Source organism: Streptomyces endocoffeicus (assembly GCF_016741935.1).
Lineage (GTDB): Bacteria > Actinomycetota > Actinomycetes > Streptomycetales > Streptomycetaceae > Streptomyces > Streptomyces endocoffeicus.
Window position 1 is genome coordinate 208,651 of record NZ_JAERRG010000002.1, and the last position, 24,820, is coordinate 233,470.

Below are 24,820 nucleotides of genomic sequence, written 5' to 3' on the forward strand. Positions count from 1 at the left end.
CCCGAGCACACCGAAAAGGGGGGCACGAGCCCGGAAGGGGCGTCCCCGTGGCGTGACCGGCTCGCCGCACTCCCCGAGGCCGAGCGCGCCGAGGCCCTCACCGCCTGGGTCGGCGAGATCGTCGAACAGGCCCTCAAGGACAAGGCGCCGGACCTCCTCGACCCCGAGCGTCCCTTCCTCGACCTGGGCTTCGACTCCCTCGCCACGGTCGATCTGCACGCCCGGCTGACCGCCGCCACCGGACTGCGGCTGCCGGTCACCCTCGCCTTCGACCACCCCACCCCCGCCGACCTCGCCCGCCATGTGCGGGCCGAACTGCTCGGTGCGGACGACGATTCCGACGCTTCCCGGGCCGACGCCGAAATGGGCGCGATAGCCGCCGACGAGCCCATCGCCATTGTCGGAATGAGCTGCCGGTTCCCCGGTGACGCCGGGTCCCCCGAAGAACTGTGGGAAATCGTCGCGGGCGGAAAAGACGTCATCTCCGAATTCCCGGTGAGCCGGGGCTGGGATCTCGCCGGACTTTACGACCCCGACCCGGACCGGCCGGGCAGCAGCTATACCCGCGAAGGCGGATTCCTGCACGACGCCGCCGAGTTCGATCCGGCGTTCTTCGGAATCTCCCCGCGCGAGGCGCTCGCGATGGATCCGCAGCAGCGGCTGCTGCTGGAGACCTCCTGGGAGGTCTTCGAACGCGCCGGTATCGACCCCGCGATCCTCCGGGGCGGCCGGACCGGTGTGTTCGTCGGCGCCGAGACCCAGGACTACGGACCTCGGCTGCACGAGGCCGAGCAGGGCTTCGAGGGCTATCTGGTCACCGGCAACGCCGCCAGCGTCGCCTCCGGCCGCATCGCCTACACCTTCGGCTTCGAAGGCCCCACCGTCACCGTCGACACCGCCTGCTCCTCCTCCCTGGTGGCGCTCCATCTGGCCGTCCAGGCGCTGCGCGCGGGCGAGTGCGCCATGGCCCTCGCCGGTGGCGCCGCGGTCATGGCCAACCCCGGCTCGTTCATCGCCTTCAGCCGCCAGCGCGGCCTCGCCCCCGACGGCCGCTGCAAGCCGTTCGCCGCCGCGGCCGACGGCACCGCCTGGGGCGAGGGCGTCGGCATGCTGCTCGTCGAGCGGCTCTCGGAGGCCCGGAAGAACGGCCACCGGGTCCTCGCCGTCGTCCGCGGCACCGCCATCAACCAGGACGGTGCCAGCAATGGCCTCACCGCCCCCAGCGGCCCCGCCCAGCAGCGCGTCATCCGCCAGGCCCTCGCCAACGCCGGACTGACGGCCGGCGAGGTCGACACGGTCGAGGCCCACGGCACGGGTACGACGCTCGGCGACCCGATCGAGGCCCAGGCGCTGCTCGCCACCTACGGCCGGGACCGCGAGGCGGACCGGCCGCTGTGGCTCGGCTCGCTCAAGTCCAACATCGGCCACACCCAGTCCGCGGCCGGTGTCGGCGGCATCATCAAGATGGTCATGGCGATGCGCCACGGGGTGCTGCCGCGGACGCTGCACGTGGACGAGCCGACCCCGCATGTCGACTGGTCCGCCGGTGACATCGAGCTGCTGACCGAGGCACGGCCCTGGCCGGAGGGCGACCGCCCGCGCCGCGCGGGCATCTCGTCGTTCGGCATGAGCGGCACGAACGCGCACGCCATCATCGAGCAGCCGCCGGTCGAGGACCGCGACGGAGCGGACGGTCCCGATGGTGCGGGGGGTCCTGATGGTGCCGACGGTCCTGGTGAGGAGAAGCCACGGGGCACCGCCCTGCTGCCCTGGACCCTTTCCGCGAAGACCGCCGACGCCCTCCAGGGCCAGGCCGAGCGGCTGCACGCGCTGCTGGAGACCGACCCCGGCCTCGCCCTCACCGACATCGGCCACTCCCTGGCCACCACCCGCGCCACCTTCGAACAGCGCGCCGTGCTCCTCGCCGGTGACCGCGACGGCTTCCGCTCCGCCCTGCGCACCCTCGCCGACGGCGGCGACGGGCCGTCCGTCGTGCGCGGCGCCCCCGCCGCCGGAAAGCTCGCCCTGCTGTTCACCGGGCAGGGCAGCCAGCGCCTCGGCATGGGCCGCGAGCTCCACGCCGCCCACCCCGTCTTCGCCGAAGCCCTCGACGACGCCTGCTGGTACCTCGAGGAGCAGCTCGAACTCCCGCTCCTCGACGTGCTCTTCGCCGAGGAAGGCAGTCCCGAGGCCGCCCTCCTCGACCGCACCGACTACACCCAGCCCGCCCTGTTCGCCATCGAGGTCGCGCTCTACCGCCTCCTTGAGTCCTGGGGACTGCGCCCCGAACTGCTCGCCGGACACTCCATCGGCGAGCTCGCGGCCGCCCATGTGGCGGGTGTGCTGTCCCTGGAGGACGCCGCCGCCCTGGTCGCCGCCCGTGGTCGGTTGATGCGGGAACTTCCGGCCGGTGGCGCGATGATCGCGGTGCAGGCGTCGGAGGACGAGGTGCTGCCGCTGCTCGCCGGGCGCGAGGACCGGATCGGCATCGCCGCGATCAACGGCCCCCACTCCGTCGTCATCTCCGGCGCCGAGGAGGACGCGCTGGAGATCGCTTCTGTTTTTGAGGCGCGGGGCCGCAAGACCAAGCGGCTCACCGTCAGCCACGCGTTCCACTCCCCGCTGATGGACGGCATGCTCGCCGAATTCCGGCGCGTCGCCCAGGTGCTGGAGTACGCACCGCCACGCATCCCCGTGGTCTCCACCGTCACCGGGCGCGTCGCCACCGCCGAAGAGCTGTGCTCACCCGAGTACTGGGTGCGCCATGTCCGCGAGGCCGTCCGCTTCCTCGACGGTGTGCACACGCTGGCCGACAAGGGCGCCACCACCTTCCTGGAGCTCGGCCCCGACGCCGTGCTCACCGCCATGGCCCAGGACTGTCTGCCCGACGCCGACGGCACCGCGTACGCCGCCGCGCTGCGCACCGGGCGACCCGAGGCCGAGACATTGACGGCTGCCGTCGCGCTGGCGTACGTCCGGGGCAAGAAGGCCGACTGGGCCGCCCCGTACGCCACCACCGGCGCCCGCACGATCGACCTGCCCACCTACGCCTTCCAGCGTCAGCCCTACTGGCTCAACGCCCCGGCCCCGGCCGGACCGGCGACCGGGGCCGGGCCGGGCTCGGCGGTGGACGGCCGGTTCTGGGATGTGGTGGAGCGCGGGGATGTGGCCGCGTTGGCGGCGGAGCTCGCGGTGGATCCGGGGCTTTCGCTGGGTGAGGTGTTGCCCGCGTTGTCGTCGTGGCGGCGGCAGGAGTCGGTGCGTTCGGCGGTGGACGGCTGGCGTTACCGGGTGTCGTGGCAGCCGGTGTCGGATCGGTTGGTCACCGGGGTGCTGGGTGGCTGCTGGGTGGTTGTGGTGCCCGGCGGTGAGGCCGAGGGTGGCTGGGCCACGGGTGTGGTGCGGATGCTGGCCGGGCGTGGTGTGGATGTGCGCGTGGTCGCGTCGGACGCGGTGGACCGTGCCGGGGTGGCGGAGGAGCTGCGTACGGCGGTGGGCGACGCCTCGGTGACGGGTGTGGTGTCGCTTCTCGCGGTGGGCGCGGGCGCGGGCGAGCGCGCGTCGGGGCTGTTGCGTACGGCTGCGTTGGTGCAGGCGTTGGGCGATGTGGGTGTGGGTGTGGGTGCGCGGTTGTGGGTGGCGACGCGGGGTGCGGTGTCGGTGGGGCGTTCGGATGGTGTGGTGGTGCCTGGTCAGGCGTTGGTGTGGGGGTTTGGTCGGGTGGCGGCGTTGGAGCTGCCGGAGCGGTGGGGTGGTCTGGTCGATCTGCCGGAGTCGGTGGATGAGCGTGCGCTGGGTCGGTTGGCGGGTGTGCTGGCCGGGGCCGGTGGTGAGGATCAGGTCGCGGTGCGCGGCTCGGGTGTCTTCGGGCGCCGGTTGACGGAGGCTTCCGGGACCCGGACGTCGGGCGACGAGGGCTGGCGGGCCTCGGGTTCGGTGCTGGTGACCGGTGGTACGGGTGCGCTGGGCGGGCATGTGGCGCGTTGGCTGGTGGAGAACGGTGCCGAGCATGTGGTGCTGACCAGCCGTCGTGGGCTCGACGCCCCGGGCGCGGTGGAGCTGCGGGATGGGCTGGTGGCTTCGGGTGCTCGGGTGACGGTTGCCGCGTGTGATGTGGCGGACCGGGACGCGCTCGCCGAGCTGCTGGCCGGGCTTCCGGCGGAGCTTCCGCTGACCGCCGTCGTGCATGCGGCCGGTGTGCTGGACGACGGCGTACTGGACTCGCTCACGCCCGAACGGTTCGCCTCGGTGCTCCGGGCGAAGGCCGACGCCGCGCTGTATCTGGACGAGCTGACGCGCGACCTGGACCTCTCGGCGTTCGTCCTCTTCTCCTCCATCACCGGGTCGGTGGGTGCGGCCGGTCAGGGCAACTACGCGGCGGCCAACGCCTACTTGGACGCGCTGGCCGAGCGGCGGCGCGCCCAGGGCTTGCCCGCCACCTCGATCGCCTGGGGCCCGTGGGCGGACTCCGGGATGGCCGGTGACGGCGCGATGGAGCGGCGGATGCGCCGCGAGGGCATGCCGCCGATGGCGCCCGAGTCGGCCGTCGCCGCGCTGCGGCAGGCGCTGGACCTGGATGACACCGCCGTGACGGTCGCGGACATCGACTGGGAGAGCTTCACCCGTACCCTCACCGCCGTACGGCCCAGCCCGCTGATCGCCGCGCTGGCGGCGGAGGCCGGGCCGCGCGCCGCGACCGGCGCCGACACCGTCAAGGTCGTCACCGACGCCGACGCCGACTCCGCCTCCCCGCTCGGCGAGCGCCTGAGCGGCCTGCCGAGGGCCGAACAGGACCGTGCGCTGCTGGAGTTGGTGCGTGCGCAGGTCGCGTCGGTGCTGGGGCACGGTGGGGCCGAGGCGGTGGAGGCCGGGCGCGCCTTCAAGGAGCTGGGCTTCGACTCGCTGGCCGCGATCGAACTGCGCAACCGGCTGAACGCGGCGACCGGCCTGCGCCTGGCCGCCACGCTCATCTACGACTACCCGAACGCCACCGCCCTCGCCGACCATCTGCGGACGGAGCTGGTGGGTGCGGATGCTGTGGCGGCGGGTGGCGTGGTGGCGCCTGCGGTCGTGGTGGCCGATGATCCGATCGCGATCGTGGCGATGAGCTGTCGTTTCCCGGGTGGGGTGCGGTCGCCGGAGGAGCTTTGGCAGCTGTTGACGGCCGGTGGGGATGCCATCGCGGAGTTTCCGTCGGACCGTGGTTGGGATCTGGCGGGGCTGTATGACCCGGATCCGGATCGTCAGGGGACGTCGTATGCGCGTGAGGGTGGTTTCCTCTACGACGCCGGGGACTTCGACGCCTCGTTCTTCGGTATTTCGCCGCGTGAGGCCCTCGCGATGGATCCGCAGCAGCGGTTGCTGCTGGAGACCTCGTGGGAGGCGTTCGAGCGGGCCGGGATCGACCCGGGGGCGCTGCGCGGCAGCCGTACCGGTGTCTTCGCGGGCACCAACGGCCAGGACTACACCGGGCTCGTTTCCACCCCTCCCGAGGGCCTGGAGGGCCACTTGGGCACGGGCAACGCGGCGAGCGTGGTGTCCGGGCGGGTGGCGTACACCTTCGGTCTCGAGGGCCCGGCGGTCACGGTGGACACGGCGTGTTCCTCGTCGCTGGTGGCCCTGCACATGGCCGTTCAGGCGCTGCGCGCGGGTGAGTGCACGATGGCGCTCGCGGGTGGCGTCACGGTGATGTCCACGCCGGAGGCGTTCGTCGACTTCAGCCGTCAGCGCGGGCTCGCGGAAGACGGCCGGATCAAGGCGTTCGCGGCCGGTGCGGATGGCACCGGCTGGGGCGAGGGCGCCGGGATGCTGCTGGTCGAGCGGCTGTCGGACGCGGAGCAGAACGGCCACCCGGTGCTGGCCATCGTGCGGGGCAGCGCGATCAACCAGGACGGTGCGTCCAATGGCCTGACGGCGCCGAATGGCCCCTCGCAGCAGCGGGTGATCCGGCAGGCGCTGGCCGGAGCGGGGCTGTCGGCCGGGGATGTGGACGCGGTCGAGGCGCACGGTACGGGCACCACGCTGGGTGACCCGATCGAGGCGCAGGCGCTGCTGGCCACGTATGGGCAGGAGCGGGAGGCTGACCGGCCGTTGTGGCTGGGGTCCATCAAGTCCAACATCGGTCATACGCAGGCTGCTGCCGGTGTCGCGGGCATCATCAAGATGGTGCTGGCGATGCGGCACGGTGTGTTGCCGCAGACGTTGCACGTGGACGCGCCGTCACCGCATGTGGACTGGTCGGCGGGTGCCGTTTCACTGCTGACGGAGCGGGTGGAGTGGCCGGAGACGGGCCGTCCGCGCCGCGCGGGCGTGTCGTCCTTCGGGCTCAGCGGCACCAATGCCCACACCATCATTGAGCAGGCCCCGGCCGTTTCGGCTGCCCTGACCGAGGAGCCCGCGCCGCGTGAGCTGACCGTGCTGCCGTGGCTGCTGTCGGCGAAGGACGGGCAGGCGCTGCACGCCCAGGCCGCGCAGCTGGCCACCCACCTCCGCACCCACCCCGAACTGAGCGCGACCGACCTCGCCTTCTCGCTCGCCACCAGCCGCGCCGCCCTGGAGCGGCGCGCGGCGCTCGTCACCACGGACCGCGAGACGTTCCTTGCGGGCCTGGACGCCCTGGCCCGGGGCGAGGCCACCCCGGATGTGGTCGAGGGGACGGTCGTTGAGGGCAAGTTGGCGTTCCTGTTCACGGGGCAGGGGAGTCAGCGGCTGGGGATGGGGCGTGAGCTGTATGACGCCTTCCCGGTGTTCGCGGATGCGTTGGATGAGGTGTGCGCGCATCTGGATCTGCATCTGGAGCGGCCGCTGCGGGACGTGCTGTTCGGGGAGGACGCGGCGGTACTGGATCGGACGGGGTTCACTCAGCCCGCGTTGTTCGCGGTTGAGGTGGCGTTGTTCCGGCTGGTTTCGGAGGCGTGGGGTCTGCGGCCGGACTTCCTCTCCGGGCATTCGATCGGTGAGTTGGCCGCCGCGCATGTGGCGGGTGTGTTGTCGCTGGCGGACGCGGCGAAGTTGGTGGCGGCGCGTGGCCGTCTGATGCAGGAGCTTCCGGCCGGTGGCGCGATGGTCGCGGTGCAGGCGTCGGAGGACGAGGTGGCGCCGCTGCTGACCGAGCGGGTCAGCATTGCCGCGCTCAATGGCCCGTCGTCGGTGGTCATCGCCGGTGATGAGGACGCGGCGGCTGAGATCGCTGCCGGTTTCGAGGCGCGGGGTCGTAAGACCAAGCGGCTCACGGTCAGCCACGCGTTCCACTCGCCGTGTATGGACGGCATGTTGGACGCCTTCCGCGAGGTGGCCGAGGGGCTGTCGTACGCGGCCCCGCGCATCCCTATCGTCTCCAACCTCACCGGTGGCGTGGTGTCCGCCGAGGAGATCACGACCGCCGACTTCTGGGTGCGCCACGTTCGCGAGGCGGTCCGTTTCCTCGATGGTGTGCGGACGCTGGAAGCGGAGGGTGTGACGACCTTCGTCGAGCTCGGCCCCGATGGCGTTCTCTCCGCGATGGCGCAGGAGTGTGTGACCGGCGAGGACGCCGCGTTCGCCGCCGCGCTGCGGAAGGGCCGTGCCGAGGCCGAGTCGGTGACCGCCGCGCTCGCCCTGCTGCATGTCCGGGGCCAGTCCCCGGACTGGGGCGGCTGCTTCGAGGGCAGCGGGGCCCGGCGGGTCGAGCTGCCGACGTACGCCTTCCAGCGGACGCGGTACTGGTGGGAGGAGGCCCCGGCGGCGTCGGAGGTCGCGCCGGGCGGTGCCGTCGATGGGCGGTTCTGGGATGTGGTGGAGCGCGGGGATGTGGCCGCGCTGGCGGCGGAGCTCGCGGTGGATCCGGGGCTTTCGCTGGGTGAGGTGTTGCCCGCGCTGTCGTCGTGGCGGCGGCGGGAGTCGGTGCGTTCGGCGGTGGACGGCTGGCGTTACCGGGTGTCGTGGCGGCCGGTGACGGAGCGGTTGGCCACCGGGGTGCTGGGTGGCTGCTGGCTGGTGGTCGTCCCGGCGGACGAGGCCGAGGGCGTGTGGGCCACGGGTGTGGTGCGGATGCTGGCCGGGCGTGGCGTCGATGTGCGCGTGGTCGAGTCGGACGCGGTGGACCGTGCCGGGGTGGCGGAGGAGCTGCGTACGGCGGTCGTGGGCGGTTCGGTGGCGGGGGTGTTCTCCCTGCTGGCGGTCGACTCCGCGTCGTCCGGTCTGTTGCGTACGGCTGCGTTGGTGCAGGCGTTGGGTGATGTGGGTGTGGGTGCGCGGTTGTGGGTGGCGACGCGGGGTGCGGTGTCGGTGGGGCGTTCGGATGGTGTGGTGGTGCCTGGTCAGGCGTTGGTGTGGGGGTTTGGTCGGGTGGCGGCGTTGGAGCTGCCGGAGCGGTGGGGTGGTCTGGTCGATCTGCCGGAGTCGATGGATGAGCGTGCGCTGGGACGGTTGGCGGGTGTGCTGGCCGGGGCCGGGGCCGGGGCTGGTGGCTCGGGTGAGGACCAGGTCGCGGTGCGGGCCTCGGGTGTCTTCGGGCGCCGGCTGACGGAGGCTTCCGGGACCCGGACATCGGGCGACGAGGGCTGGCGAGCGTCCGGTTCGGTGCTGGTGACGGGCGGTACGGGTGCGCTGGGCGCGCATGTGGCGCGCTGGCTGGTGGAGAACGGTGCCGAGCATGTGGTGCTGACCAGCCGCCGGGGGCTCGACGCCCCGGGCGCGGCGGAGTTGCGCGATGAGCTGGCCGTTTCGGGTGCTCGGGTGACGGTTGCCGCGTGTGATGTGGCGGACCGGGACGCGCTCGCCGAGCTGCTGGCGTCCATACCGGCCGAACTCCCGCTGACCGCCGTCGTGCATGCGGCCGGTGTGCTGGACGACGGCCTGGTGGACACGCTGGACGCCGAGCGCCTGGAGCGGGTGGTGCGCGCCAAGGCCACCTCCGCGCAGAACCTCCATGAGCTGACCCGCGAGCTGGACCTTTCCGCGTTCGTTCTGTTCTCCTCGCTCGCCGGGTCGGTGGGCGCGGCCGGTCAGGGCAACTACGCGGCCGCCAACGCCTACTTGGACGCGCTGGCCGAGCTGCGCCGCGCCCAGGGCTTGCCCGCCACCTCGATCGCCTGGGGCCCGTGGGCCGAGGGCGGCATGGCCGCTGACGAGGCGCTGGAGCGCCGGATGCGCCGCGACGGAGTGCCGCCGATGGCGCCCGAGTCCGCGCTCACCGCGCTGCGGCAGGCGCTGGACCTCGATGACACCGCCGTCACGGTCGCGGACCTCGACTGGGACCGGTTCCTCGCCGAGTTCACCGCCGTACGGCCGAGCGCGCTGTTCGGCGAGGTGCGGGCCGCGCGTCCGGCGCCCGCTGCCGAGGGCGCGCCGCGCCCGGCCGCCACCGCCGGGACCGGCACTCTCGCGGAGCGGCTGTCCGCGCTGACGGAGAACGAGCGCGCACAGACGCTGCTGGAGTTGGTGCGTGCGCAGGTCGCGTCGGTGCTGGGGCACGGTGGGGCCGAGGCGGTGGAGGCCGGGCGCGCCTTCAAGGAGCTGGGCTTCGACTCGCTCACCGCCGTCGAACTCCGCAACCGGCTCAACGCGGCGACCGGCCTGCGGCTGCCCGCCACGCTCATCTACGACTACCCCAACGCCACCACCCTGGCCGACCATCTGCGTGCTGAACTGCTGGGCGCGGATGCTGCGGCGGCGGGTGGCGTGGTGGCGCCTGCGGTCGCGGTGGCCGACGATCCGATCGCGATCGTGGCGATGAGCTGTCGTTTCCCGGGTGGGGTGCGGTCGCCGGAGGAGCTTTGGCAGCTGTTGACGGCTGGTGGGGATGCCATCGCGGAGTTTCCGTCGGACCGTGGTTGGGATCTGGCGGGGCTGTATGACCCGGATCCGGATCGTCAGGGGACGTCGTATGCGCGTGAGGGTGGTTTCCTCTACGACGCCGGGGACTTCGACGCCTCGTTCTTCGGGATTTCGCCGCGTGAGGCCCTCGCGATGGATCCGCAGCAGCGGTTGCTGCTGGAGACCTCGTGGGAGGCGTTCGAGCGCGCGGGCATCGACCCGGGGGCGCTGCGCGGTCAGCAGATCGGTGTCTTCGCCGGGACCAACGGCCAGGACTATCTGTCGCTGCTGATGCAGGCGCCTGAGGGCCTGGAGGGCCATCTGGGCACGGGCAACGCGGCGAGCGTGGTGTCCGGGCGGGTGGCGTACACCTTCGGGCTCGAGGGCCCGGCGGTCACGGTCGACACGGCCTGCTCGTCCTCGCTGGTGGCACTGCATCTGGCGGTGCAGGCGCTGCGGCAGGGCGAGTGCACGATGGCGCTCGCGGGCGGCGTCACGGTGATGTCCACTCCCGAGAACTTCATCGACTTCAGCCGTCAGCGCGGACTGGCCGCCGATGGCCGGATCAAGGCGTTCGCGGCCGGTGCGGATGGCACGGGCTGGGGCGAGGGCGCGGGCATGCTGCTGGTCGAGCGGCTGTCGGACGCGCGGCGCAACGGCCACCCGGTGCTGGCGGTGGTCCGGGGCTCCGCCATCAACCAGGACGGTGCGTCGAACGGCCTCACGGCGCCGAACGGGCCGTCCCAGCAGCGCGTCATCCGGCAGGCGCTGACCAGCGCCGGGCTGACGACCGGCGATGTCGATGTCGTCGAGGCGCATGGCACGGGGACGACGCTGGGTGACCCGATCGAGGCGCAGGCGCTGCTCGCGACGTATGGGCAGGAGCGGGAGGCTGACCGGCCGTTGTGGCTGGGGTCCATCAAGTCCAACATCGGTCATACGCAGGCGGCGGCGGGTGTCGCGGGCATCATCAAGATGGTGCTGGCGATGCGGCACGGTGTGTTGCCGCAGACGTTGCACGTGGACGCTCCGTCACCGCATGTGGACTGGTCGGCGGGGGCCGTTTCGCTGCTGAGCGAGCAGGTGGAGTGGCCGGAGACGGGCCGTCCGCGCCGCGCCGGTGTGTCGTCGTTCGGCATCAGCGGCACCAACGCGCACACCATCATCGAGCAGGCGCCGGCGGTCGACGCACCGGCCGAGGCACCCGAGGGGAATGGCCTCGGCGGCCTGCTGCCGTTCGCCCTGTCGGCCAAGAACGCCGAAGCGCTGCGGGAGCAGGCCGCGCGGCTGCACACCCACATCGCGTCGCGGCCCGAGTCGGCGCCGCTCGACGTCGCCCACGCCCTGGCCGTCGGCCGCGCCGCCCTGGAGCGGCGTGCGGTGCTGACCATCGGCGACCGGGACGAGCTGCTGCGGACACTCGACGCGCTGGCCCGGGGCGAGGCCGTCCCGGGTGTGGTCGAGGGGACGGTCGCTGAGGGCAAGTTGGCGTTCCTGTTCACGGGGCAGGGAAGTCAGCGGCTGGGGATGGGGCGTGAGCTGTATGACGCCTATCCGGTGTTCGCGGATGCGTTGGATGAGGTGTGTGCGCATCTGGATCTTTACCTTGAGCGGCCGTTGCGGGATGTGCTGTTCGGGGATGACGCGGCGGTACTGGATCGGACGGGGTTCACTCAGCCCGCGTTGTTCGCGGTTGAGGTGGCGTTGTTCCGGCTGGTTTCGGAGGCGTGGGGTCTGCGGCCCGACTTCCTCTCCGGGCACTCCATCGGTGAGCTGGCTGCCGCGCATGTGGCGGGTGTGCTCTCGCTCGCGGACGCGTGCGCGCTGGTGGCGGCTCGTGGGCGGTTGATGCAGGAGCTTCCGGCCGGTGGCGCGATGATCGCCGTCCAGGCGTCCGAGGACGAGGTGGCGCCGCTGCTGACCGAGCGCGTGTCCATCGCCGCCCTCAACGGTCCGACCTCCGTGGTCATCGCGGGTGATGAGGACGCGGCGGCTGGGATCGCGGCGGGCTTCGAGGCGCAGGGTCGTAAGACCAAGCGGCTCACCGTGAGCCACGCGTTCCACTCGCCGCGTATGGACGGCATGCTGGACGCGTTCCGCGAGGTGGCCGAGGGGCTGTCGTACGTGGCCCCGCGCATCCCGATCGTCTCCAACCTCACCGGGGACGTGGTCTCCGCCGAGGAGATCACCAGCCCCGACTTCTGGGTGCGCCACGTCCGCGAAGCCGTCCGTTTCCTCGATGGCATCCGGACCCTTGAAGCCCAGGGCGTCACCACCTACCTCGAACTCGGCCCCGATGGCGTCCTCTCCGCCATGGCGCAGGAGTGCGTGACAGGCGGCGAGGAGCCTGCCTTCGCCGCCGCCCTGCGCAAGGACCGCCCCGAAGCCGAGGCGCTGCTCTCGGCCGTCGCGCGGGCGCATGTCCGTGGTGTGACGCCGGACTGGGCGGCCGTGTTCGCCGGTGCGGGCGCCGCCCCCGTGGACCCGGCCGAGCTGCCCACCTACGCCTTCCAGCGCACCCGGTACTGGCCCAGCGCCGCCGCCCTCGCGGCGGGCGACCCCGAGTCGATCGGGTTGGGCGACATCGACCACCCGCTCCTCGGCGCAGCCGTCGCGCTCGCGGACGCCGATGGACTTCTGCTCACCGGGGTGCTCTCCACCCGTACCCACCCCTGGCTGGCCGACCACGCGGTCATGGACACCGTGCTGCTGCCCGGTACCGCCTTCGTCGAGCTGGCGAGCACGGCGGGTGCCCAGGTCGGCTGTGAGCGGCTGGACGAGCTCACCCTCGAAGCCCCGCTCGTGCTGCCCGAGCACACCGGGGTGCGGGTGCAGCTCGTCGTGGACGGGCCGGACGAGTCCGGCCGCCGCTCCTTCAGCCTGCACTCGCGTCGGCAGGACGCGCTCGGCACGGAGCCGTGGACGCGCCACGCCACCGGTGTGCTCGCCCCCGGCGCCCGGATGCCCGAGTCGGACCAGACCGCTGAGCTCGCCGTATGGCCGCCGCAGGGCGCGACGCCGATCGCGGTCGAGGGGCTGTACGAGGAACTGGCCGGGGCGGGCCTCGGCTACGGGCCGGTGTTCCAGGGGCTCAAGGGCGCCTGGCGGCTCGGCGAGAACCTCTACGCCGAGGTGGGCTTCCCCGAGGGCGCGCCGCTGACGTCGGGTGCCGAGGCCGAGCGGTTCGGGCTGCACCCGGCCCTGCTCGACGCCGCGCTGCACGTCATCGGCCTCGACAGCGCCGACCGCGAGTCCGCGCCGGCCGAGGGCGCGCTGCTGCCGTTCGCGTGGAACGGCGTCCAGCTGCACGCGGCCGGGGCCGGTGCGCTGCGGGTGCGGCTGTCCGAGCGGTCGTCGAACGCGGTCTCGCTGCTGGTGGCCGACGGCACGGGCCGTCCGGTGGCCACGGTCGAGTCCGTGGCGCTGCGGGCGGCCTCGGCCGACCAGGTGCGCGCGGCGCGCGGCGGGCTGCACGAGTCGCTGTTCCGGCTGGACTGGACGGCGGTTCCGGCGCCCGCGACCGGCGCGGTCACGGGCGACTGGGCGGTGCTCGGCGCGGACGCCGCCGAACTGGCCGCGCTGGACGGCGCGTTCGGGCCCGGCGTCCGGCTCGCCGCGTACCGCGATCTGGCGGCGCTGCGCACGGCCGTGGAGTCCGGGGCACCCGCGCCCGACACCGTCCTGCTGAGCGCTACCGGTGGCGACGGCGACGCGTCGGCCGTGCACGAGGCCACGCGGACCATGCTCGCCCTGCTCCAGGAGTGGCTGGCCGATGAGCGGTTCGCCGGGTCGCGGCTGGTGCTGCTGACCCGGGGCGCGGTGGAGACCGAGCCGGGCACGGGCGTGGCGGATCTGCCGTACGCCGCCGTGCGCGGTCTGTTCCGCTCCGCGCAGTCGGAGAACCCGGGCCGTCTGGTGCTGCTGGACGTGGACGGCGAGGAGGGCTCGTACCGTACGGTGCCCGCCGCGCTCGGCGTGGACGAGGCGGAGCTGGCGCTCCGTGCGGGCGTGGCACTCGCACCACGGCTGGCCCGGGTGCCGGTCATGGATGAGACGGACCCCCAAAACACCGGCGCGGAAGGCGCGGAAGACGGCGTCCCGTCGTACGACCCCAACGACACCGTACTGATCACCGGCGCCACCGGAAACCTCGGCGGCCTCTTCGCCCGCCACCTCGTCTCCGCCCACGGCGTACGCCACCTGCTGCTGGTCAGCCGCCGTGGCGCCGACGCCGAGGGCGCCGAGGAGCTGGGCGCCGAGCTCACGGCGGCCGGTGCCACCGTCACCTGGGCGGCCTGCGACGCGGCCGACCGCGACGCGCTCGCCGCGACCCTGGCCGCCATCCCGGCCGAGCATCCGCTGACCGCCGTGGTGCACACGGCGGGCGTCCTGGACGACGGCATCCTCGGCTCGCTGACGCCCGAGCGGGTGGCCCGGGTGCTGCGCCCCAAGGTGGACGCGGCGCTGAACCTGCACGAGCTGACCCGCGACCACGAGCTGTCCGCGTTCGTGCTGTTCTCCGGTGCCGCCGCCGTGTTCGGCGCGCCCGGACAGGCGAGCTACGCCGCCGCCAACGCCTTCCTGGAGGCGCTCGCCCAGCACCGCGTCGCCCAGGGCCTCCCGGCCACCGCGCCGGCCTGGGGCCTGTGGGCCGGTGCGGGCATGGGCAGCGGTCTCGACGAGGTCGATCTGCGGCGCATCGCGCGCGGCGGGGTCGCCCCGATCGCCCCCGACGAGGGGCTCGCGCTCTTCGACGCGGCCCAAGCCGACGGTGCCGCCGTGCTGTTCCCGATGCGGCTCGACTACGCGGGGCTGCGCACCGAGGCCATGGCGACCGGGACCGTACCGGCCCTGTTCCGGGGCCTGGTGCGGACTCCGGTCCGGCGGGCCGCCGCCACGGCCGCCACCGCCGACGGCTCCTCGCTCGCCCGGCGCCTCGCCGGGCTCGCGCGCCCCGAACAGGACCGTGAGCTGCTGGAGTTGGTGTGCGGCCGGGTCGCCGCGGTGCTCGGTTACGCGGGCCCGGACGCGGTCGAGGCCGGGCGCGCGTTCAAGGAGCTGGGCTTCGACTCGCTCACCGCCGTCGAACTCCGCAACGACCTCAAGACCGTCACCGGACTGAGGCTCCCGGCGACGCTCGTCTTCGACTACCCGACCCCCACCGCCCTCGCCGGCCATCTGCGCGAGGAGCTGCTGGGCGCCGAGGAGACCACCGCGCCGCTCGTCCCCGTACGGACCGGGGCCGCCCCGGCGCTCGACGACGACCCGATCGTCATCGTCGGCATGAGCTGCCGCTACCCCGGCGGGGTGCGCACTCCGGAGGAGCTGTGGGAGCTCGTCGCCACCGGCGGCGACGGCATCTCCGGCTTCCCCGTGGACCGTGGCTGGGACCTCGACGGCCTCTACCACCCGGACCCCGACCACGCGGGCACCTCGTACACCCGCGAGGGCGGCTTCCTGCACGACGCGGCCGACTTCGACCCGGACTTCTTCGGGATCTCGCCGCGCGAGGCACTGGCCATGGATCCGCAGCAGCGGTTGCTGCTGGAGACGTCGTGGGAGGCGTTCGAGCGGGCGGGCATCGACCCGGCGCGGGTGCGCGGCAGCCGTGTCGGCGTCTTCGCGGGCGTCATGTACCACGACTACGTGACCGGCCTCGACGGCATCCCCGACGGTGTCGAGGGCTACATCGGCACCGGCAACGCGGGCTCCATCGCCTCCGGCCGGGTGGCGTACACCTTCGGCCTCGAAGGCCCGGCGGTCACCGTGGACACGGCGTGCTCGTCGTCGCTGGTGGCGCTGCACTGGGCGATCCAGGCGCTGCGCGCGGGCGAGTGCACCATGGCGCTGGCCGGTGGTGTGGCGGTCATGGCCACGCCCGAGACGTTCATCGACTTCAGCCGTCAGCGCGGCCTGGCAACGGACGGCCGCTGCAAGTCGTTCGCGGCCGGTGCGGATGGCACGGGCTGGGCCGAGGGCGCGGGCATGCTGCTCGTGGAGCGGCTGTCGGACGCGCGGCGCAACGGCCATCCGGTGCTGGCGGTGGTCCGGGGCTCCGCCATCAACCAGGACGGTGCGTCGAACGGCCTCACGGCGCCGAACGGGCCGTCCCAGCAGCGCGTCATCCGGCAGGCGCTGGCCACCGCCGGGCTGGCGGCCGGTGAGGTGGATGTCGTCGAGGCGCACGGCACGGGCACGACGCTGGGCGACCCGATCGAGGCGCAGGCGCTGCTGGCCACGTATGGGCAGGAGCGGGATGGGGACCGGCCGTTGTGGCTGGGGTCCATCAAGTCCAACATCGGCCACACGCAGGCGGCGGCGGGTGTCGCGGGCATCATCAAGATGGTGCTGGCGATGCGGCACGGTGTGCTGCCGCGGACGCTGCACGTGGACGCGCCCTCCCCGAACGTCGACTGGGAGGACGGCGCGGTCTCGCTGCTGACCGAGCAGGTGGAGTGGCCGGAGACCGGCCGTCCGCGCCGCGCCGGTGTGTCGTCGTTCGGCATCAGCGGCACCAACGCGCACACCATCATCGAGCAGCCGCCCGCCGCCGAGGACCGCGAGGACGCGGCGGCGCGGCCGTCCGCCGTACCGCCGGTGCTGCCGTGGCCGCTGTCGGCCGTGGGCGGCGACGCGCTGCGTGACCAGGCCCGCCGCCTGCGTGACCGGCTGCGCGCCGCCGACGAGGACGTGGACCTGGCCGCCATCGGCTACACCCTGGCCGCCGGGCGCACCGCCTTCGAGGACCGCGCGGTGCTGGTGGCCGACGGCCGCGACGGTTTCCTGCGCGCCCTGGAGGCGCTGGCCTCAGGCGAACCGGCCACGGGCCTGGTCCAGGGCTCGCCGGTGGCCGGGAAGCTGGCGTTCCTGTTCACCGGGCAGGGGAGCCAGCGGCTGGGGATGGGGCGTGAGCTGTACGACGCCTACCCGGTGTTCGCGGAGGCGTTCGACGCGGTGTGCGACGAGCTGGACGCGCATCTGGAACGGCCGCTGAAGACCGTGGTGTTCGGGGACGATGCCGAGGCGTTGGACCGGACGGGGTTCACTCAGCCCGCGTTGTTCGCGGTTGAGGTGGCGTTGTTCCGGTTGGTTTCGGAGGCGTGGGGGCTGCGGCCCGATTTCCTCTCGGGGCATTCGATCGGTGAGCTGGCCGCCGCGCATGTGGCGGGTGTGTTGTCGCTGGCGGACGCGGCGCGGTTGGTGGCGGCGCGTGGGCGGTTGATGCAGGAGCTTCCGGCGGGTGGCGCGATGATCGCCATCCAGGCGTCGGAGGACGAGGTGGCGCCGCTGCTCACCGAGCGCGTGTCCATCGCCGCCCTCAACGGGCCTACGTCCGTCGTCATCGCGGGTGATGAGGACGCGGCGGCTGAGATCGCGGCTGGTTTCGAGGCGCAGGGCCGTAAGACCAAGCGGCTCACGGTCAGCCACGCGTTCCACTCGCCGCGTATGGACGGCATGTTGGACGCGTTCCGTGAGGTGGCGCAGGGGCTCACGTACGAGGCCCCGCGTATCCCGATCGTTTCCAACCTCACCGGGGACGTGGTCTCCGCCGAGGAGATCACCACCCCCGACTTCTGGGTGCGCCACGTCCGCGAGGCCGTCCGCTTCCTCGACGGTGTCCGGAGGATGGAAGCCCAGGGCGTCACGACGTACCTCGAACTCGGCCCCGACGGCGTGCTTTCCGCCATGGGGCAGGACTGTCTGGCCGCGGGCGACACGGCAGTGGGCTTTGTCGCCGCCCTGCGTGGTGGCCGCCCTGAGGCCGAGAGCGTCACCACCGCCATCGCCGCCCTGCACACCCGGGGCCTCGCCCTGGACTGGGAGGCGTTCTACGCCGGAGCCGAGACCGGCGCGCGGCGCGTGGAGCTGCCGACGTACGCGTTCCAGCGGCGGCGCTACTGGCTGGACGCGCGGACCGCCACCGCCACCCCCGAGGCCACGGCTCAGAACGCGGTCGACGCCCGTTTCTGGGAGGCCGTCGAGAGCGAGGATCTGGCCTCGCTCGCCGACACCCTGAACCTCGGCACCGAGAGCAACGGCGCTCTGGAGGCCCTGCTGCCTTCCCTCTCGTCGTGGCGGCGGCAGCAGTCGGAGCGTTCGACGGTGGACGGCTGGCGCTACCGGGTGTCGTGGAAGCCGGTCACCGACCGCTCGGCCGCGTCCCTGACCGGCGGCTGGCTCGTGGTGGTACCGGCCGAGGCGGCCGAGGACGCCTGGGTCGCGGGTGCCGTACGGCTGCTGAACGACCGTGGCCTCGACGTACGCCGCGTCGAGCTGACCGCCGACGACGACCGCGCCACGGTGGCCGAACGGCTGGCCGGGGCCATCGGCGACGCGCCCGTGACCGGCGGTGTGCTCTCCCTGCTGGCCTTCACGGACAGCGATGGCAATGGCGACAGCGATGGCAATGGCGACAGCGATGGCAATGGCGGCGGCGACGGGCTGCTGCGGACGGCCGCGCTGACGCAGGCCCTGGGCGACGCGGGCATCGGCGCGCCGCTGTGGGTCGCCACGCGGGGCGCGGTGGCCGTGGGCCGTTCGGACGGAACGGTCAGCCCCGCGCAGGCGCGGCTCTGGGGCCTGGGCCGGGTGGCCGCGCTGGAGGTGCCCGAGCGCTGGGGCGGTCTGGTCGACCTCCCGGAGACGGTCGATGAGCGTGCGCTGGGCCGGCTGGCGGAGGCGCTGGCCGGTGGCGGTACCGGTGGCGGTACCGGTGGCGGTGGCGGTGGCGAGGACCAGGTGGCGGTGCGGGCGTCGGGCGTGTTCGGACGCCGCCTCGTCCGGGCCTCCGCGCCCGCGTCCGCGTCCGGGTCCGCGCCCGCGTCCCCCAGTGGCTCCTGGACGCCGGGCACCGGTACGACCCTGGTCACCGGCGGTACGGGCGCGCTGGGCGCGCAGGTGGCCCGCTGGCTGGTCGCGGGCGGCGCCGAGCATGTGCTGCTCACCAGCCGCCGTGGCCTCGAGGCCCCCGGCGCCGCCGAGCTGCGCGATGAACTCGCCGCCTCCGGCGCCCGGATCACGGTCGCCGCGTGCGATGTGGCCGACCGGGACGCGCTCGCCCGGCTCCTCGCCGACATCCCGGCCGAGCTGCCGCTGACGGCCGTGGTGCACACGGCGGGGGTGCTGGACGACGGCGTACTGGACTCGCTCACCCCCGAGCGCTTCACCGGCGTCCTGCGCGCCAAGGCCGCCGCCGCGGCCCATCTCGACGAGCTGACGCGCGATCGGGAGCTGTCGGCCTTTGTGCTGTTCTCCTCGATCAGCGGCACGTTCGGCGCCGCCGGACAGGGCAACTACGCGGCCGCCAACGCCTACGTGGACGCGCTCGCCGAGCGGCGGCGCGCCGAGGGCCTGCCCGCCACCTCGATCGCCTGGGGCCCGTGGGCCGAGGGCGGGATGGCCACGGACGGGGCGCTGGAGCAGCGTCTGCGGCGCGGCGGACTGCCGCCGATGGACGCCGAGTTGGCGATCGGCGCGCTCCAGCGGGCGCTCGACCTCGATGACACGGTGGTCACGGTCGCGGACATCGACTGGGACCGGTTCGCACCCGACTTCACCGCCGGGCGGCCCAGCCGTCTGCTCGCGGACCTCCCGGAGATCCGCGCGGCGGCGGAGGACACCGCCACCGCCACCGCGGCCGACGGCTCCTCGCTCGCCGCCCGGCTGGCCGGGCTGGGCGAGGCGGAGCGGGACCGGCTGCTGCTGGACCTGGTCCGTACGCAGGTGGCCGCGGTGCTCGGACATGACGGCTCGGAGTCCATCGGCGCCGACCGGGCCTTCGGCGAGCTGGGCTTCGACTCGCTGACCGCCGTCGAGCTGCGCAACCGGCTCGGTGCCGCCAGTGGTGTCCAGCTGCCCGCCACCCTGGTCTTCGACTATCCGACGGCCTCCGCCCTCGCGGGCTATCTGCGCGGCGAGCTCATCGGAACGAGCACCGACGCCTCCCGCCCGGCTGCGGTGGCGGCGGTGGCCGATGACGACCCGATCGCCATCGTCGCCATGAGCTGCCGCTTCCCGGGCGGGGTGCGGTCGCCCGAGGAGCTGTGGCAGCTGCTCACCGCGGGCGGGGACGCCATCGCCGAGTTCCCGGCCGACCGCGGCTGGGACCTGGACGCGCTCTACGACCCGGACCCGGACACACGCGGCACCTTCTACGCACGCGAGGGCGGATTCCTCTACGACGCGGGCCACTTCGACCCCGCGTTCTTCGGGATCTCGCCGCGTGAGGCGCTGGCCATGGACCCGCAGCAGCGGCTGCTGCTGGAGACCTCCTGGGAGGCGTTCGAGCGCGCGGGCATCGACCCGGCGACGCTGCGGGGCACCTCCGCCGGGGTGTTCGTCGGCTCCAACGGGCAGGACTACGACGCCTCGCTGCACACCGTCCCCGAGGGCGTCGAGGGCTATCTGGGCACGGGCAACGCGGCCAGCGTGGTCTCCGGCCGGCTCGCGTACACCTTCGGTCTGGAGGGCCCGGCGGTCACCGTCGACACGGCGTGCTCGTCGTCGCTGGTGGCGCTGCACTGGGCGATCCAGGCGCTGCGCCAGGGCGAGTGCTCGCTCGCGCTCGCGGGCGGTGTGACGGTCATGTCCAGCCCCGGCGCGTACATCGAGTTCAGCCGTCAGCGCGGGCTGGCCCCCGACGGCCGCTGCAAGGCGTTCGCGGCGGGCGCGGACGGCACCGGCTGGGGCGAGGGCGTCGGCATGCTGCTCGTGGAGCGGCTGTCGGACGCCCGCCGCAACGGCCACCCCGTGCTGGCGCTCGTCCGTGGCTCCGCCATCAACCAGGACGGCGCGAGCAACGGCCTGACCGCGCCCAACGGCCCCGCCCAGCAGCGCGTCATCCGCCAGGCGCTGGCCGGTGCGGGCCTGTCCACCGCCGAGGTGGACGCGGTCGAGGCCCATGGCACCGGCACCCGGCTCGGCGACCCGATCGAGGCGCAGGCGCTGCTGGCCACCTACGGCCAGGAGCGGGACGCAGAGCGGCCGCTGTGGCTGGGCGCCATCAAGTCCAACATCGGCCACACCCAGGCCGCGGCCGGTGTCGCGGGTGTCATCAAGATGGTGCTGGCCATGCGGCACGGGGTGCTGCCGCGCACCCTGCACGTGGACGAGCCGTCGTCGCACGTGGACTGGTCGGCGGGCGCGGTGTCGCTGCTGACCGAGCAGGTGGAGTGGCCGGAGACCGGCCGTCCGCGCCGGGCCGGTGTCTCCTCGTTCGGCTTCAGCGGCACCAACGCCCATACGGTCCTGGAGCAGGCACCGGTCCACGACGAGACCGCCGGGGAAGCCGCACCGCGGCGCCCGCTGGTCCGGCCCGATGTGGTGGCCTGGCCGCTGTCGGCCAAGGGCGAGGACGCGCTGCGGGCCCAGGCCGAGCGGCTGCGCGCCCACCTCGAGACCGACACCGGGCTCGACGCGGTGGACGTGGCGTACTCGCTGGCCACCACCCGGTCCGCCCTGGAGCACCGCGCGGTGGTCCTCGGCCCGGACCGGGACCGGCTGCTCGCGGGCCTCACCGCCCTCGCGCGCGGCGAGTCCGCGGCACAGCTGGTCCGGGGCGTGCCCGCGGAGGGCCGCACCGCCGTGCTCTTCACCGGGCAGGGCAGCCAGCGGCTCGGCATGGGCCGTGAGCTGTACGAGGCCAGCCCCGTCTTCGCGGAGGCGCTGGACGCGGTCTGCGCCGAGCTGGACCGGCACCTGGAACGGCCGCTGTACGACGTGCTGTTCGGCGACGACAAGGAGCCGCTGGACCGGACCGGGTTCACCCAGCCCGCGCTGTTCGCCGTCGAGGTGGCGCTGTTCCGGCTGGCCGAGGCCGCCGGGCTGCGGCCGGACGTCCTGACCGGGCACTCCATCGGCGAGCTGGCCGCCGCACACGTGGCCGGGGTGCTGTCGCTGGCGGACGCCGCCACGCTGGTGGCCGCGCGCGGCCGGCTGATGCAGGAACTGCCCTCCGGTGGCGCGATGATCGCGCTGCAGGCGGCGGAGGACGAGGTCGAGCCGCTGCTCACCGAGCGTGTCGGCATCGCGGCGCTCAACGGGCCCACGTCGGTGGTCATCGCGGGCGACGAGGACGCGGCTGTCGCGGTCGCGGCGTCGTTCCGGGAGCGGGGCCGCAAGACCAAGCGGCTCACCGTGAGCCACGCGTTCCACTCCCCGCTGATGGACGGCATGCTCGCCGAGTTCCGTAAGGTCGCCGAGGGGCTGACCTACAACGCGCCGCGCATCCCGATCGTCTCCACCGTCACCGGACAGCGGATCTCCGACGAGCTGGGCATGGCCGCCGACTACTGGGTGCGCCACGTCCGCCACGCCGTCCGCTTCCTCGACGGCGTCCGGACGATGGAGGCCCAGGGCGTCACCACCTACGTCGAACTCGGCCCGGACGGGGTGCTGTCCGCCATGGCGCAGGACTGCGTCACCACCGGGGACGAGGGCGCCGAGCACGAGGGCGCCGAGGACGTGGCCTTCGTGCCCGTGCTGCGCGCCGGGCGCCCGGAGACCGAGACGCTGACCGGCGCCCTCGCCACGCTGCACGTCCGGGGCGCGGCCCTGGACTGGGAGGCGCTGTTCGCCGGAACCGGCGCCCGCCGCGTCGAGCTGCCCACGTACGCGTTCCAGCGGCGGCGGTACTGGCTCGGGGGCACCCCGCGGCACACGTCCGGCCAGGAGGCCACGGACCTCGACACGGCCGGCGCCCGGTTCTGGGAGGCGGTCGAGAGCGACGACCTCGCCTCGCTGTCGGACGCCGTGGGCATCGACGTGGACCAGCCGCTCAGCGCGCTGCTCCCGGCGCTGTCCGCGTGGCGGCGCCGCGAACGCGAGCGGTCCGCGCTCGACGGCTGGCGCTACCGCGTCACCTGGAAGCCGCTGGCGGAGCCCCGGCTCGCCGCCGCCCCCGGCCTCTGGCTGGTCGCCGAACCGGCCGGAGCCGCGGGCCACGCCGACACCGTGCGGCGCGTCGTGGCCGCGCTGGCCGACCGGGGCGCCGACATCCGGCGCATCGCTCCGGCCGACGGTGGCGACCTCGACCGGGACGCCCTGGCCGACCGGATCCGCCGGGCCGCGGCCGACGAGCCGGTGCACGGGGTGCTGTCGCTGCTCGCGCTGGACGAGCGTGCGCACCCCGACCACCCGGCCGTGCCCACCGGGCTGCTGCGCACCGGAGTGCTGGTGCAGGCGCTCGGGGACGCGGGCCTGGACGCCCCGCTGTGGTGCGCCACCACCGGCGCCGTCGCCACCGCCGCCTCGGAGCCGGTCGGCAGCGCCGCACAGGCGCAGATCTGGGGTCTGGGCCGGGTGGTCGCGCTGGAGCACCCCGAGCGCTGGGGCGGTCTGATCGACCTGCCCGCGACGCTCGACGAACGGGCCGCCGACCGCCTGGCCGGTGTGCTCGGCGGACACGGCGACGGCGACGAGGACCAGTTGGCGATCCGTACGGCCGGAGTCCTGGCCCGCCGCCTCGCCCACGCCGAGCGCACGCACGCCGAGGGCGCCTATGCCGAGCGCACGCAGACCGAGGGCGCGCACGCCGAGGGCACGCACACCAAGCGCGCCCATGCCGAGCGCGCCCATGCCGAGGGCACCCATGCCGAGGGCACCCCGGCCACCGGTGCGCCGTGGCGGCCGCGTGGCACGGTCCTGGTCACGGGGGGCACCGGCGCGCTGGGCGCCCATGTGGCCCGCTGGCTGGCGGAGAACGGCGCCGAGCATCTGGTGCTCACCAGCCGCCGTGGCCCCGACGCCCCCGACGCCACCGAGCTGCGCGACGAACTCGCCGCGTCCGGTGCCCAGGTGACCGTCGCCGCCTGCGATGTCACCGACCGGGACGCGGTGGCCGGGCTGCTGGCCCGGATCCGCGACGACCACCCGCGGCACCCGCTCACGGCGGTCGTGCACACGGCGGGCGCCGGGCAGTTCGCACCGCTCGCGGAGACCACCCCGGCCGATGTCGCCGATGTGGTGGCCGCCAAGGTGGCGGGCGCGACCCATCTGGACGCGCTGCTCGGCGACACCGAGCTGGACGCCTTCGTGCTCTTCTCCTCGATCGCCGCCGTGTGGGGCAGTGGCGGCCAGGGTGCCTACGCGGCCGGAAACGCGTTCCTCGACGCGCTGGCCGAACAGCGCCGGGCCCGCGGGCTCACCGCCACCTCCGTGGCCTGGGGCCCGTGGGCGGACGGCGGGCTCGTCGCCGACGACGCGGCGGCCGAACAACTGCGCCGCCGCGGCCTGCCGGCGATGGCCCCGCACTCCGCCATCGCCGCCCTCCAGCAGGCGCTGGACCGGGACGAGACCGCCGTGGCCGTGGCCGATGTCGACTGGGGCCGCTTCGCCCCCGTCTTCGCCGCGGCCCGCCCCCGTCCGCTCATCGCCGATCTGCCCGAGGTGCGTGCCGCCCTCGCGGCGGACCCGGCGGAGGGCGCGGACGGCGGCGGTTCGGCCGAGACACCGGCGGAGTCCCTGCGGCAGCGGCTCGCGGGGCTCACCGGGCCCGAGGCCGAGAAGGTCCTGCTCGACCTCGTCCGTACGGAGGTCGCCGCCGTCCTCGGACACGACGACACCACGGCCGTCCAGGCGGGCCGGGCCTTCAAGGAGCTGGGCTTCGACTCCCTCACCGCCGTCGAACTCCGCAACCGGCTCAACGCGGCCACCGGACTCCAGCTCACCGCCACCCTGGTCTTCGACCACCCGACGCCCAGCGCGCTCGCCGGTGTGCTGCGCGCCGACCTCCTCGGCGAGGACACCGCCCCCGGACTCCCCGTCCTCGCCGAAATCGACAAGCTGGAATTCACCCTTTCCAACGTCTCCGACGACGCGACGGAACGCGAGCGGGTCACCGCGCGCCTCGAAGCGCTGTTGCGGACCTGGAACGAGAACGAGAGCGCGGCGGGCGCCGACGGCGCCGACGACGATGAACTCGACCTCGACGCCGCCTCCGCCGAAGACATCTTCGACATCATCAACAATGAATTCGGAAGGTCCTGACGTGATGACCGCCCTCAATTCAACTGACCTCAGGAGGTGA

Annotated in this window: 1 pseudogene; it reads left to right on the top strand. The window is 73.8% G+C overall.

Features of this window, described 5'->3' with window-relative positions:
- Positions 1–24,780 (top strand): annotated as a pseudogene (locus tag JK364_RS58580) (type I polyketide synthase); the annotation flags it as partial.
- Between the last annotated feature and the right edge of the window lie 40 nt (positions 24,781–24,820).